The sequence below is a fragment of the Sporosarcina sp. GW1-11 genome (assembly GCF_033088395.1).
Taxonomy (GTDB): domain Bacteria; phylum Bacillota; class Bacilli; order Bacillales_A; family Planococcaceae; genus Sporosarcina.
This window is the reverse complement of record NZ_JAPMIW010000002.1, coordinates 101,107-114,515: the sequence shown is the minus strand read 5'-3', so window position 1 is coordinate 114,515 and position 13,409 is coordinate 101,107. Positions and strand designations below refer to the sequence as shown.

12 protein-coding genes are annotated in these 13,409 nt (G+C 34.8%); 10 read left to right on the top strand and 2 right to left on the bottom strand.

From position 1 onward, the window contains the following. Positions 1-383: 383 nt before the first annotated feature. Complete coding sequence (locus ORD22_RS02595) at positions 384-632, bottom strand: hexameric tyrosine-coordinated heme protein (RefSeq protein WP_317644307.1); 249 nt, start codon at positions 630-632, stop codon at positions 384-386. 324 nt (positions 633-956) lie between these two features. Between ORD22_RS02595 and ORD22_RS02590 the strand changes: the two genes are divergently transcribed. The 10 genes from ORD22_RS02590 to ORD22_RS02545 all read left to right on the top strand — a co-directional run bounded on the left by ORD22_RS02590 (position 957) and on the right by ORD22_RS02545 (position 12,655). After that, positions 957-1,796 (top strand): DUF5067 domain-containing protein, encoded by an 840-nt coding sequence (locus ORD22_RS02590; RefSeq protein ID WP_317644306.1) that lies wholly within the window; start codon positions 957-959, stop codon positions 1,794-1,796. Positions 1,797-2,083: 287 nt separating this feature from the next. Next, positions 2,084-2,260 (top strand): hypothetical protein, encoded by a 177-nt coding sequence (locus ORD22_RS02585; protein WP_317644305.1) that lies wholly within the window; start codon positions 2,084-2,086, stop codon positions 2,258-2,260. A 44-nt stretch (positions 2,261-2,304) separates the two neighbouring features. Continuing rightward, positions 2,305-4,515 carry a hypothetical protein gene (locus ORD22_RS02580; RefSeq protein ID WP_317644304.1) on the top strand — a complete coding sequence of 737 codons (2,211 nt, stop codon included), beginning with the start codon at positions 2,305-2,307 and terminating at the stop codon, positions 4,513-4,515. Between the two features lie 147 nt (positions 4,516-4,662). Beyond that, on the top strand, positions 4,663-4,962 hold the full coding sequence (locus ORD22_RS02575) for a hypothetical protein (protein WP_317644303.1): 300 nt from the start codon (positions 4,663-4,665) through the stop codon (positions 4,960-4,962). Positions 4,963-5,061: 99 nt separating this feature from the next. After that, on the top strand, positions 5,062-5,214 hold the full coding sequence (locus tag ORD22_RS02570) for a hypothetical protein (protein WP_317644302.1): 153 nt from the start codon (positions 5,062-5,064) through the stop codon (positions 5,212-5,214). A gap of 718 nt (positions 5,215-5,932) precedes the next feature. Continuing rightward, positions 5,933-7,582: a site-specific DNA-methyltransferase gene (locus ORD22_RS02565; RefSeq protein ID WP_317644301.1), complete on the top strand. Its 1,650-nt coding sequence runs from the start codon at positions 5,933-5,935 to the stop codon at positions 7,580-7,582. 6 nt (positions 7,583-7,588) lie between these two features. Beyond that, positions 7,589-10,117 carry a DEAD/DEAH box helicase gene (locus ORD22_RS02560; protein ID WP_317644300.1) on the top strand — a complete coding sequence of 843 codons (2,529 nt, stop codon included), beginning with the start codon at positions 7,589-7,591 and terminating at the stop codon, positions 10,115-10,117. A gap of 97 nt (positions 10,118-10,214) precedes the next feature. Beyond that, complete coding sequence (locus ORD22_RS02555) at positions 10,215-10,646, top strand: hypothetical protein (protein ID WP_317644299.1); 432 nt, start codon at positions 10,215-10,217, stop codon at positions 10,644-10,646. 801 nt (positions 10,647-11,447) lie between these two features. Continuing rightward, positions 11,448-11,879, top strand: coding sequence for a BrxA/BrxB family bacilliredoxin (locus ORD22_RS02550; RefSeq protein ID WP_317644298.1), 432 nt, complete (start codon positions 11,448-11,450; stop codon positions 11,877-11,879). A 2-nt stretch (positions 11,880-11,881) separates the two neighbouring features. Then, positions 11,882-12,655 (top strand): class I SAM-dependent methyltransferase, encoded by a 774-nt coding sequence (locus tag ORD22_RS02545; RefSeq protein ID WP_317644297.1) that lies wholly within the window; start codon positions 11,882-11,884, stop codon positions 12,653-12,655. Between the two features lie 132 nt (positions 12,656-12,787). Here the strand turns inward: ORD22_RS02545 and ORD22_RS02540 are convergent, their stop codons facing one another. Next, positions 12,788-13,336 (bottom strand): LPXTG cell wall anchor domain-containing protein, encoded by a 549-nt coding sequence (locus ORD22_RS02540; protein ID WP_317644296.1) that lies wholly within the window; start codon positions 13,334-13,336, stop codon positions 12,788-12,790. Positions 13,337-13,409 lie beyond the last annotated feature (73 nt).

The following is a 13,409-nucleotide window of genomic DNA, read 5'->3' as shown; positions in this document are numbered from 1 at the left end:
TCAGGTAGTATAAAATATTCGGCCAAGTGTTGGGCGCTGTTTTGCGTGCTAACGATTTGGGGCCTTTTTTGTTACATTCTTCGATCTTAGGTTTAGCCGAAGTGATGAATTTCCCTTCAATTCTAGGTGCGGAATCAGATATGTTAGACAAACTTCTAATGGCGCAGGGAGGCTAACGTTAAAGTTGACGGCTACCGGTTTATTTGACGTTACTGAGTTCCGACATATTCCGATTCAGGCGAACTCTATAGATTGAAGGAGGTGCTAGGAGTGGTGTGAGAAAAGGTGCCAGGATCCGGAACGATTTAGAATTGTCTTGGGAACTTGGTATCTTTTACTAACATTGCATAGTTGCCTTAATTAAACTCAGATTTCTTACTATTTTACTGGAAATAACGCGGCCATGTACGCCAATAGTTATTTGCAGCAGCTATCGTTTGAAAATGAATTGAAATGACTTGAGAAGCTGCTATTAAACTATTCGCGTCTCTTGAGTAGATGGGACGCAGTACTTTTCTGATTTCTTCCGAAGGTTGTGTAATCCCTACACCTTTTTGAGCGAGTGTAACGGCTAATGCATAGCCTTCTTCTGGATTTTGAGTTAGAAGGGTTTGCAACGGCTGATTTGGCATGCAGTTCACTTCCTTTTATGAATTACTCTCTCTATACATATGCGGTTTTATTAAGTGTGTGCAAATAGTCCATGTGCACGCGATGCAGAAGTAGCGGAGTCATTTTGACTTAAAAAGGTACCAGGTCCCGAAACAATTATTGTCCTCGTGAAATATTTATTTAATGCCTGTGTATCCTATTGGTTCACATCAATTATGTAGTGAGAAATATGATTGATTAGTATAAAATCTCATTAAATACGAATCATAGTAAAAATATACTGTTTTTACTTGGGTAATATTGTATAATTATGTATGATTTTAACTTATTAGGGGGATGATTAAATGTTTTTAAATAAGTGGTTATCGGGGAGTGCTTTAATCGTTTTATTGTTAGCTGGTTGCGGTGATGATTCTAGTACCGACATCAAAGGAAAGTCAGTAGATGTTGAAGAAGTGGATTCAAAGGAAAAAGTTTTAGCGTCAGAAGATTTTGATAAAATGTACACAAATCCAAAGAAGTATAAAAAATATGAAGTAACTTACGTGGGTAAGGTTTTGCAATCTCCGGAAGTGGATGATGACGGGATTTATCTTCAGGTATATGCTAAACCAGAAAAGTATGAGCAAAATACCATTGTCTATTATCCCGATGCAACGTTTAAAGTTTCTGAAAGTAACTATGTTGAAATTGTTGGAATTGTAAAAGATGAATTTGTTGGTGAAAACATGATGGGTGCTGAATTAAAAATGCCTTTGATTGAGGCAAAGGAAATGAAAGTCATCAGTTATACAGATGCAGTTGCACCGACACTTCAAGCAATTGATGTTCAGGAAGCTAAAGATCAACACGGCTATCAGTTAACATTGGAGAAGGTAGAATTAGCTGATTCACAAACACGTGTATATTTCACAGTTACTAATAATTCAAAGCATAAAATCAATTTCTACGATTTTAATTCAAAGCTTATTGCTAATGGAAAACAACTTGAAAAAGAAGAAATCTATGAGTCAGATTTAAAAAGTGTTCAAAGTGATATACTTCCAGGAGCTAGTTCCTCTGGTGTAGTTATTTATCCAGCGTTGGAAGAGGGGACAACTAAAATTCAAGTTTATGCAGAAGGATCAAGTGACAATTATGAGTTATCTATAGAGCCATTCATGTTTGACGTAAAAATTGATTAATCGTTTTATGAAAATATAAATAAAAAGGTCCCCACTAGCGTTGGATTCAACGATTTATCTTAGGCAGCTCTCAATTATCATATTTAAACCTTTGCAACACATCTACTATGACAAACTTAGCTATGGAGCATCCAATCGGGTGCTTTTTTTATACATGAATAAAAGGATACGATTGGAAATTTTGTCGATTACTATACAAAAGAAATCTGGATGGAGGTATAATAGAACTATGAACGAATGACCTATTACAGTTTTAAAATGCATAGTTCTGTATAGGTGAAGGTTTTATGAGGCTATTAACTACGAATATTTTGTCTGATTTATTCCACTCAATAAATCAGTGTGAAGAAAAGCTTGTATTATCATTCGTTGCTTGCGGTACGATTCAATTAATTAAAGAAAATCTAGTACATGCCCATCTGCTATCGTCAGGCTATAATAATTCGCCTATTAATTACATATAGCGTTATTTCGTTGATTATTATTTTTTTGGAGGGAGAAATTTCAATTGGATAAGATAAAGGTTGAGATAAAAAATTGCTACGGTATAGACAGTTTAGAGAATGAATTTGACTTTACAAAAGGGAAATCAACTCAGGTCATTTATGCTCCAAATGGCGTAATGAAAACCTCTTTTGCAAATGTATTCGATGATTATAGTAAGGGTGTAGAATCACAAGATTTAATATTTCCTATGAAAGAATCAGTTAGAAATATTAAGGATAGCGTTGGTGATGATATTTCTCCAGAATCAATCTTTGTTATTAGACCATATGATAAATCTTTTCAGTCGGACAAAATGTCAACGCTACTGGTCAAGGATGACTTAAGAAAACGATACGAAAAAGTATATGAACAAATAGATATAACTAAAAATATATTGCTGGCTTCTTTAAAATCAGTTACGGGATTGCGACAAGGAATTTCTGAAACATTTTGCAAGTCTTTCGGCTTTAATTCAAATGATTTTTTTAAAGCGCTAGAAAGTATTTCCAATGAGGTTAACAATGGAAATGGACCAGAATATCCACAAGTTATGTATAATAAAATATTTGATGATAAGGTAGTGAGTTTTCTCGAAACAGGCGACTTTAGAGTACAGATTAAAGATTATATTGAAAAGTACGATGAATTGATAAGTAAATCTCAATTTCTAAAAAAAGAGTTTAACCATTATCATGCAACTACGGTTCATAAAAATTTGAACGAGAATGGATTTTTTAAAGCTGAGCACTCTATCAATTTAAATATTGATGGAGAAAAGCTAGAAGTATCGAACCAAAAAGACTTTTTGAAATTAATTAACTCTGAAAAAGAAGAAATCCTTAAGGATAGTGATTTACAAAGGATTTTTAATGAAATTGATAAAAAAATATCCAACGCCCAATTAAGGGAATTTAGGGAGTACTTATTTGAAAATCAGTATATTTTGATAGAGTTATCAGATTTAAGTGCCCTTAAGCGAAAGCTTTGGATTTCATACATGAAGCAGAATAGTGAGAATTACAATAACCTTTTAAGTGAATACAATATCGGACAAGAAGAATTAAAAGAAATTATGGGAAAAGCTAAAAGTGAACAAACAGATTGGGAGAATGTAATTGAAATCTTTAATGCGAGATTTTATGTTCCTTATAGATTATCAGTGAAAAACAAAGAAGATTCAGTATTAAAAGATACAGCACCTAGTATTAATTACTTTTATGAGGAACGAGAAGAACAGGTTGAAATGGATTTATTAATGCGAGTACTAAGCCAGGGGGAGAAAAGAACACTATATCTGCTAAATATAATATTTGAAATTGAATCACGAAAAAAGCAAGGTTTGAGGACCTTATTTATAGTAGACGATATAGCAGATTCATTTGATTATAAAAATAAATATGCAATTATTGAATACTTAAAAGAAATATCAGAATATGAAGGTTTTTCTTCAATAATATTAACTCATAACTTTGACTTTTTTAGAACGGTGCAAGAAAGGATAAGTGGAGATAGTAAATATAAAGGTTCATACATGGCAATCAAGGAAAATGATTGTATTTTACTAGAGGAACTCGGCTATAGATATATTAGTAACCCACTTAAAGCATGGAAGAAAGATTTGCATGATGGTGCTAATTTAATCGCATCTGTAACATTTGCAAGAAACATCGCTGAGTATATTGGAGATAAAGAAAGTTATAATAAATTGACTTCGGTTTTGCATTTAAAAGAAGAAACAAAAAAAATCACAGTAAAAGATTTATTGGCTATTTATAAAGGAATTTTTCGAGATTTGGATGAACTAGAATTAGAAAATAGCGAAAAAAAAATATATGAAATTATTTTTGAGGCAGCAGAAAGAATAGTACAATCTAATACGGAATCAGTAGCAAATCTTGAAAATAAAGTGGTTTTATCCATTGCAATTAGATTGAATGCTGAATCCTATATGATTAAAAGTATGAATTATACAGAGAAAATAAAGAATAATCAAACTGGTTATTTGTTCGGAAAATTCAAGGAAAGATTTCCAGGTGATGTAGATAGTATTAAGATTCTTGAAAAAGTTAATATAATGACCCCTGAAAATATTCATCTTAATTCGTTTATGTTTGAGCCTATATTAGATATATCCGACTATCATTTAAAGCAATTATATAATGAGGTATTGCAATTATCTGAAGAAAGCGTGCTAGGTGTAGCAGAAAAGCAAGTAACAGTCACAAATGAGTGATATGGTAATTTACTCAGAAATTGGTGAATGGTACCTGCGCGAAAAACAATCAGGTTCCGAAGTAATTAAATTATCAGAATTTTGAAGGATACTCTATAAATATGTCGAATAAAGTCTGTATCACATATTTAGAAGGAGAGCTAGCCATTGGATTTTAAGACACTGTTAGATTTAGAGGGTAGTGAGTTCTTAACACATTTTTACAATCAATCAGATCCATCATTCATGATAGTTGCTACAGGAGAAAACATGGACAGTTTGAAAGAAGGTCCAGCAGTAATTCATTTGTATATGTTTGTTGATGGCGAAGTCAATCACGGTATAGAATCATTTGTTTTCCCAAACCCGAAAAGAGCATGGGAGTTTTTAAACAAGTTACCTCAAATGTCAGCAATTGATTTTATGGTAGATTCTGTAGGTTTCCCACCTAAGATTCAACATAGGTAATAGCGATTCATCTGAAAGAAGTAAGGGCTGTCCTTGATAAGCCCTTTTTGTTTTAGGTCAGTGTCAAATAGTGAACCCATTGTATTTTATAAGTGAATTATGCCATTCCGAACTGCTATCCATCATTTAAGGGGGCTATATATACTGCAACTGACTGACGAGATATTGAAAGTTATAGAAGAGATCAGTCAAGAAGATGAAAAGTATAAAGATTTCAAGGTATTGGCAGAAGAGGAATTAACATATTATTAGTTTCTTTGATATAGGCAGTCAATTTCCGTACCACCTTTTTCCCTCAACGCAAAATAATACAAGACTTTTTAATAGAGTGAAGACGTTTTTTATTTTTGAGGCGCTAATCCATTTCGTTTCTGCAGGTACGTTTAAATGAAGTTCAAAAAATGAACTACTTATAAATTTTGCGTGAATTTTAAAAAATCTTTTGAAAACACAAAAAAGCACAACATTAGTTATCCTTTACTTCGTACTTACCCCAGTTTATAAGCAAGATATGCAAAAGTCGTCTTTAGTGCACTCAGTTTGACTGTAGCCAAAATTTTTCTTATTAGTACAATTAGTCCACCTAGTATAATTATAAGCTGTATGGAATCATATTCAGGTGTTTCTTCTGTTAAAGAATACTTACGAAATTTTACGAATTACTTTACTGTTTCGTCTACGGTAGTGTGTTCACTTAATTGCATTGTAGGGCGTTTATAGGAAAGGGGTGGTTAAGTTTTTTGCTATAACTGAATAGCCATTTCATATAAAAATATTTTAGGGGTGGCCACTGCATTGTCTGATGTGTGAAAATCTCTTGTGTCAGTTGATACTTTGGGCTTACGCAATAACAGAACAATAAATTTACAGGTTTTCGCAGATTCTCTATGGAAATATCGGATTTGATGTTTCCTTGCTCGATAAATGCTATAATAATAGAAGTTACTTTTAGTTAAGTGGAGGGAATAAGGTGGCAATAATTCAATTTAAAGGAAAGAGTCAAGTTAAAAACCATCATGTAACGGTTGAATATCATGACTTAATTCCTAATAAAGAGTTAAGCGTTACAGAAGATGTTACTTTAAATGACAATAATTTAATTATTCAAGGAGATAACTTAAAAGCGTTAAAAGCATTACTTCCAACATACGCAGGGAAAGTCGATTGTATCTATATTGATCCTCCATATAATACAGGAAACGAACGTTGGGTTTACAATGACAATGTAAACTCTCCTATGATTAATGATTGGCTTGGAAAAGTAGTGGATAAAGAAGATTTATGTAGACATGATAAATGGCTATGTATGATGATGCCTCGATTAAATTTGTTAAAGGATTTACTTCACGAAGATGGAGTTATTTTTATTAGTATAGATTACAACGAAGAACATCATTTGAGAAGCCTAATGAATGAGATTTTTGGAGAAGAAAATTATCGAGATTCAATTAGTATCAGAAGAGGGGTAAAGAACGTTCAAGCCCAATTTGAAACTATTGATTCTTTATCAAGTGGATATGAGTCAATTTTAGTTTACACAAAAAATCCTAACCGCAGATTCAATAAGGTTTATGAAGAATTAAATGATGTTAAGGACGGAACTTGGAATAACCATTGGAGAGGAACAGACCGCCCAACTATGCGTTATGAATTGTTTGGAATTAAACCTGAAACTGGACAATGGCGTTGGGGTGAACCAAGAAGTATTGAAGCTATGGAAAATTATGAGAATCTAGTGAAAGAATTTAATGAAAAAGGTCTTGAACTAACTCTGGAAAATATAGATATGTGGTACTTAAAATATTTAGAAGATACAGGAGAAGAAATTGACTTATTAAGATTATCTGCAAACGATAAACCTGAACACTACGTACCTCCTCAAGATAAAAAACTGTGTAGTAATCTTTGGTATGACTTAAAACCAAATGGTCAAAACCAGTTAAAGGCAATCTTTGGTGAAAAGGTTTTTGATACTCCGAAATCGACTGACTTAATAAAACGGTTGATTGAATTTGCAATAATGAAGGATGACGCTTTAATTCTCGATTCATTTGCGGGTTCGGGCACAACTGGACATGCTGTTTTAGAGTACAACAGAGAAGAAGGTACGAATCATAAGTTTATTTTGATTGAAATGGAAGGTTACGCAAATGAACTAACTGCAGAAAGAGTAAGGAGAGTAATAAACGGTGTTCCGAATGCAAGAAGCAGGGTACTTAAAGAAGGATTAGGTGGAAGCTTTTCTTATTTTGAATTAGGTGAGGCTATCGAGTTTGATAAGATTTTAAGTGGTGAAAATTTACCTTCATATGAAAGCTTGGCTAGATATTTGTTCTATATTGCTACAGGGGAAGAGTTCAAGCCAGAACTATTAAATTTAGAGAACAATTTTATTGGATCTACCAGTAAATACGATTTGTTTTTACTTTATCAGCCGGATTTAGAGTATTTGAAAACCACTGCACTCAATATGGATAAGGCTGAAGAGATAGTTTCGTATAGCCCAAATAAGAGTAGAATCGTGTTTGCACCTATGAAGTTCCTTGATGAAGAATATTTGGATAAATATCGAATTAGATTTGCCAAGTTACCTTATGAAATATACAGTATTAGGGATTGATAAGCTATGGAATTAAAGGAATATCAGTTAAATGCAATTAGGACAGTAAAAAACTATTTGAATATACTCAAAGCAGAAGTAGATGATTTTCTAGAACTAAAAGAAGTGAAACCGAAAATAGCTAGTAAAATAAACTTCGCAAATGAGGCATGGGACAGTCTAAAGTTAAAAAAATATAATAATAAACATAATGGATTAGGTGAAATTGTTCCTAGTTTTTGCCTGAAAGTACCTACTGGGGGGGGGAAAACTTTATTAGCTACCTATTCCATCGACTTAATAAACACTCATTATCTTAGGAAGCAAACAGGTTTTGTTTTATGGATAGTACCTACTAGTCAAATATATAATCAAACGATAGAATCACTAAAAAATCGGAATCATCCATATAGGCAAAAGTTAGATATGTCGAGTGGTGGCAGAACCCTGATAATAGAGAAAACAGATCGGTTTACACCTCAAGATATAAATGAAAATCTAGTGGTAATGGTTTTAATGTTACAATCGTCTAATCGAAGGACAAAAGAAGCACTAAAAATGTTTCAAGATTCGGGTGGCTATACAGAATTTTTCCCGCCAGAGGATAACATATACGAACACCAAAAGCTTATTGAAGATTGTCCAAACCTTGATTATTTTGATGAAATCCATTCTTTATTTCCATCAAGACAAGTTAAAACGTCTTTAGGAAATGTTTTAAGAGTGTTAAACCCAATCATTATCATAGATGAAGGGCATAAGGCGTATTCAACGGGTGCACAAAACACGATATTAGGTTTTAATCCGAAAATCATAGTAGAACTCTCAGCAACACCAAAAAAGGAAAGTAACATATTAGTTAACGTAAGTGGATTGGATTTAGATCGTGAAGAAATGATTAAACTTGATTTAAACATTATTAACAAATCAAGTGGTGATTGGAAAGACACAGTTCTAGCAACGGTTCAAAAGAGAGATGAATTAGAAGCACAAGCTAATAAATATCGCAAATCAACTGGTAAATATATTAGACCAATTTCACTTATACAGGTAGAACGTACAGGAAGCAATCAACGGGACGGAAATCATATTCATTCAGAAGACGTGAAAGAATTCTTATTAAAACAATGTAATATTTCACCTGATGAAATTGCTATAAAGTCGAGTGAAAAGGATGACATAGAAGGCATTGATCTTCTTTCGGAAGATTCATCAATTAGGTATATAATTACTAAACAGGCTTTACAAGAAGGCTGGGACTGCTCTTTTGCTTACACACTGACAATTCTAGCCAAATCAAGTTCTGAAACGGCTCTCACACAATTAGTAGGAAGAATTTTAAGACAACCTTATGCAAAGAAAACTGGCGTTCAAGATTTAGATGAAAGTTATGTATATTGTTATCAACAAGAGTCAGGGAAAGTTTTAGAAAGTATCCGTAATGGTTTGAAAATGGAAGGAATGGGTGATTTATCAAATCGTGTAACGGGCTTATCAGAGGGTAATGATGATGCAAATAATGAAGTACAGCAGAAAATAAAAATTCGAGATCAGTTTAAAGAAGAGAAAGGAAAAATATTCTTACCTAAGTTTTTCTATGAACAAGAAAATCGTGGGTGGCGTCCAGTGAATTATGAAATTGATATTTTAAGTCGAATTGATTGGGATGAAATTCGTCTTGATAAATTGAAGGAATTGAAACTGGCTATAAATGAAAAGATGAAAGATGAAGTTTTTAAGGTAGGAATCACTGATGAAAGTGACTTAGTCAATAGGTATGACTACCAAGAAGAAATAATAAATAATACTGAAATTGACTTATCCCTAATGAGCAGACAAATATCAGATATAGTTCCAAATCCTTGGATTGCGTTTGAGATAAGTAAGAATGTCACTAATATGCTTATAGAAATTTATGATAATAATGTTATAAATGCAAATATATCATACGTTCTTGAGGAACTTAAAAATCTTTTAGAAAAAGAAAAAAATCGTCTTGCTCAGATTATTTTTTACGAACTTATTGATAGCAACCGGATAAAATTTATTCTAGAGGAAAGAAAAGCTTCAATCCCTAACTTTAATCACAGGGTTGGTAAAAATGAAAAGCGTTTAGTCCGATCTAATGGAGAACCAATTGAAAAAAGTTTAGTCGAACCAGTAGTCGACAGTGAATTTAACACATTAGAAAAATCCTTTGCACTTTGTCTAGATACCCATGAAAAGTTACTGTGGTGGTATAGAAATATTGAACGTGTAGATTATTCAATACAAGGTTGGCGTAAGCAAAAGATATATCCAGACTTTATATTCACTGATATTAAGCCTAAAAAAGATATAGATTTTTCGACAGTTTACGTTATGGAAACCAAAGGTGATCATTTATTAGGGAATGAAGATACAATATACAAAGAAGATATTTTTAAGCTTTGTAATGAATTAGGTAAAAAGACTTCATGGAATGCCTTGGGATTAGAGTTTAAAGATAAAGAATTTGTATTCCATCTTGTTTCGCAGGAAGAATGGAAAAAAAGACTGCATAGTTTACTTAATTAGATTCTGCCTCCGATTTGGGGGCTTTTTTTATTCTCTCATTAGTCTGTAAACAATGGTATGATGGACATGTATGGAAAAAATACCAAGGGGGATTATTATGTCGAAAAGTAAAATACTTACACATGATGATAGTAGTGGGTTTGAATTTGCGAAAGAAATGTTAGCGGGGGAGGTTACAGCTGCAATCAACTTTGACAGGATTCAAAAGAACTCAGCAACAGGTGAATATATTATTTTTGAGTATCTGTTATGTGAAGAAGCACAAACTGTTAACCCGCACACTAGTCATCCAAATAGATATTGGCATAAAAACAAACGGAAGTTTCTAAGTCTTTGGGAAATTTCCTGTGACTTAGAAGCCACATTGTTTTTAGTTAATTACGCTAAAAAAGGAACAACACACGAAGAGAAGATATTAGTTATGAAAGTCTTAGCTGCTGATATCAATGGAATTGAGACGGAAAATTGGCAGACTAGTAGAGATCAGTTTAGTAAGTGGTTTAGAGAACAAAATGCAAAATGTTTATAATAAGGGTAAATTAAGTGTAGACGTGTACTAATTTATTTTCCCATTTGTTAGGTACCAGATCCTGATACAATTCAGAATAGTGTCGGGACCTAGTACCCTTATACGAAAGTTATAATAAGCGACATTATGCACGATTTGCTTTAGAGCAGTATTTCCGTAGTTTGCACCCTAATATTCAAGTTGAGATGTATGAAAAGTGGATTGAAATTGTATCGACAAGACTTAATGAGAAAGGCCTGATTGATGAAAGGTATGAGCCTATTAAGATAGCGGCCAATAAAGTGGTATTTGTAAGTAGGGAATTAAACTGTTAGGGTGGTCTTTGTAGTTTTTCACCGTTACAATGGAAAGAGAATCTTTTTTCAAGGAATCAATTAATAAATCATGTCTTCGTAAGCGATTATTATAAACATAGTCAAAGATTTTTTAAAGGGAAAAAAGCCCTTCAAAATCTTGATACGACAGCATTCCTAAAACATGTAGGTTAAAGTCCCGCCATCTCCATAGAAAGAACTACCATGAGTGCATTAGCATGGATAAAAAAGCACCTTAAAAACAGGTAATCATAATCTGTAACATTTGTTACTCAAAAAAATCATCAACATCCATTATCAATATCCATCAAACATTTAATAACTTTCTTAACATTTCTCCACTCTACAACCTAAGAACGTCCACCCCAGGACGTTCTTTTCCCTTTCCCCATCTCAATCACGTGAAATAATCCCCCCAATCCATTACTATTAAACATGAGCACCAATAACAAAACTAGTAACCCCATGAAAGGCGGAGAGTTTCAAAATGAACGCATACGATGAATACATGCGCGGGATCGTAACTCCCATGCGCGAAGAATTAACAAATGCAGGTTTCACCGAACTAACAACGGCTGAATCCGTAGAAGAAACACTTAAAGACTTAAAAGGCTCAGCACTTATCGTGATCAACTCAGTGTGTGGTTGTGCAGCAGGACTAGCACGCCCAGCCGTACGTGAAGCAGTGGAGCAAGTGAAGCCGGATCATTTATTAACGGTATTCGCTGGACAAGATAAGGAAGCGACGGAGGCGTTGCGTGCGCATTTCCCGGAGATTCCACCGAGTTCACCTTCAGTGGCGATTTGGAATGATGGGAAGTTAGTATACTTTGTTCCGCGTGAGCAGATCGAGAACTACCAAAAGGATCAAATTAAAGATCACCTCGTTGATGTATTGACGAATGTTGTAGGTCAGTGAAGGTGATTGTGACGACGGCAGGACGGCCTGATGCGCAGTCTGTGGCTTTGGTAGAAGAAGCTGCAGAGCGCTTGCAGGTGCCTGTTGTGGAACGAAAGAAGCGGTCTATTCCGAAGTTGCAGGACATCTATCAATCGGATGTCTTAGTGGCGGGGAAGGACCGCTATTCGTTTTATAAGAGAGGTAGCGAGGAGCCGTTCTTTTTTCATCCGAATTCTGCGACGTATCGATTGAAGCGGATTGTTAAAGGTGAAGTGGATCCTTTAGTGGCGGCAGCGGGTCTTGTGCCTGGTGATTCGTTTTTGGATTGTACGCTTGGTCTAGGTTCGGATGCGATTATTGCGGCGAGTTGTGTAGGTGCGGATGGTCGCGTAGAAGGAATCGAGGCGGATGCGGTAGTGGCGTTTTTGACGGAGACGGGTTTGCGTCGTTTTCCGATTGAGTTTCCACTATTGCAGGAAGCGATGGAGCGCATTGAGGTGATTCATTCGGAGGCTGTGGAGTTTTTGAAGAGTTGTCCGAGTGATTCGCGGGATGTGGTGTTTTTGGATCCGATGTTTACGACGCCGATTGAGGAGTCTTCAAATTTTGAGACGTTGCGTGAAATTGGCGCGTCTTACCGTTTGACGGATGAATGGGTGGCGGAGGCGTTGCGGGTGTGTAGGCGACGTGTGGTGTTGAAGGATCATTATGAGTCTCCGATGTTTGAACGTTTTGGTTTCGTTCAACAGATTCGTCCGTATACGAAGGTGCATTATGGTGTGTTGGAGAAGTAGAAAAAGTTCTTCAAAAGCTGAATTCATTCGAAAATTGATTATAGTCAATAAAACAAGATACATGTAATGCTCCAACAGACCGTTTTTGGCTTGTTGGAGCATTTTGTTTTAAAGGATATTCGATTTTCTCACTTAGCTTTTCTTAGAACGTTTCCATAGGAATAGTCCAATCGATCCTACAACAACCGCCAGTATTCCAGCGTATACGTAATACTGGTTAGTTGAATCGGTCGTTTGTTCCGTTTGGTCTGGGATTTGCCCTTCACCAATTAATGTAAGGTCATCAGCAGCATTCGCTAGCTCAGCCGTTCTGTCGCAAAGTGTAGTAGATAAGATGCTTTTTCCACTTGAATCCATTGTGTGAGCGTATACTAAATACTCTTTTCCAACTGTAAAATCAATACCACATGACGCTGAATCATTGCCCGTAAAAACTGAAACAGTTGCGCTGTCGATCCCTTTCCATATCTCGCGCACGTTGAAATGAATGGTTTTTCCGTTGTCCTTATTATTTTTTTCAACTTTCACAACTTCCCCACTAAAAACAGCAGTCGCTACGGATAGGGCTATATCTGCTGATGGGGGCATCATACATGAACAAGCCGCTGTAGGGATCGGTTTAAAATTCATGACTACAAGAACCATAAGCAAGAATGGAATGACACGTACTCTCTTTTTCATAAGAACTCCTCATTTCATTTGATTAATGATTCGTTCGTTTGGTGAGGGAAATAGTTTCGGTGTTTTAAAAATA

Excerpts from the sequence above, each read along its gene's own strand:
- ORD22_RS02595 (WP_317644307.1), bottom strand. The coding sequence starts at position 632 with ATGCCAAATCAGCCGTTGCAAACCCTTCTAACTCAAAATCCAGAAGAA.
- ORD22_RS02590 (WP_317644306.1), top strand. The coding sequence starts at position 957 with ATGTTTTTAAATAAGTGGTTATCGGGGAGTGCTTTAATCGTTTTATTG.
- ORD22_RS02585 (WP_317644305.1), top strand. The coding sequence starts at position 2,084 with ATGAGGCTATTAACTACGAATATTTTGTCTGATTTATTCCACTCAATA.
- ORD22_RS02570 (WP_317644302.1), top strand. The coding sequence starts at position 5,062 with ATGCCATTCCGAACTGCTATCCATCATTTAAGGGGGCTATATATACTG.
- ORD22_RS02560 (WP_317644300.1), top strand. The coding sequence starts at position 7,589 with ATGGAATTAAAGGAATATCAGTTAAATGCAATTAGGACAGTAAAAAAC.
- ORD22_RS02555 (WP_317644299.1), top strand. The coding sequence starts at position 10,215 with ATGTCGAAAAGTAAAATACTTACACATGATGATAGTAGTGGGTTTGAA.
- ORD22_RS02550 (WP_317644298.1), top strand. The coding sequence starts at position 11,448 with ATGAACGCATACGATGAATACATGCGCGGGATCGTAACTCCCATGCGC.
- ORD22_RS02540 (WP_317644296.1), bottom strand. The coding sequence starts at position 13,336 with ATGAAAAAGAGAGTACGTGTCATTCCATTCTTGCTTATGGTTCTTGTA.